Genomic DNA, 568 nt, shown 5'->3' with positions numbered 1-568 from the left:
AAATAGGGTTTTCGGAGCTGGTGTTGCAAATTTGTCGCGACGGCCTTCCTTACCGGGGCGCCAGTCGAGAAATTGGACCGTAACGTCTTGAAATTTCAGGCTTGCAGCGGCGCGCTGGGCACGAAGAGATACCCGTCCGGACCAACGATATAGCATTCGCGCAAGCCATGCGGCTTGTCGATCGAACCGGCCAACACGATGTGGCCGAGTGCTGCCGCCTTTTTTTCGACCGCATCCGGATCGGCGCCATAGAGGCGCAGCTCGATGCCGGCGCCACGCGTTTCGGCTCCGGCAAAGACGCCGGTCATCGGATTGTCGAGATAGGAATGGTCGGCATGCAGCATGAAGATCGAGCCCAGCAGCTCGATGGCCGCGAAATCCTCGTCGGCATAGATGATGCGCGCGCCTAGCACATCGCGGCAGAAAGCCTCCATCGCCGCCATGTCGGTGACAAGCAAGTTGACGCCCAGCCCATGCGGCAGCGAGCGGCCGAAATCCTCGGCCTTCATCCACGGTGTCCCGGTCCGCTTCTTCGCCACGGTGTTGTTCCTCCACATCGTCGATCCTA

The 568-nt window shown here is 60.4% G+C and carries 1 protein-coding gene; it reads right to left on the bottom strand.

Features of this window, described 5'->3' with window-relative positions:
* Positions 1–95: 95 nt before the first annotated feature.
* On the bottom strand, positions 96–568 hold a 473-nt coding region (locus EOA60_RS36440), incomplete at its 5' end, for a VOC family protein (RefSeq protein WP_245502726.1).

This window comes from Mesorhizobium sp. M1A.F.Ca.IN.020.06.1.1 (genome assembly GCF_004023265.1).
Classification (GTDB): domain Bacteria; phylum Pseudomonadota; class Alphaproteobacteria; order Rhizobiales; family Rhizobiaceae; genus Mesorhizobium.
Note: the sequence above shows the minus strand (reverse complement) of the source record. Positions and strands in the feature narration are given on the sequence as shown.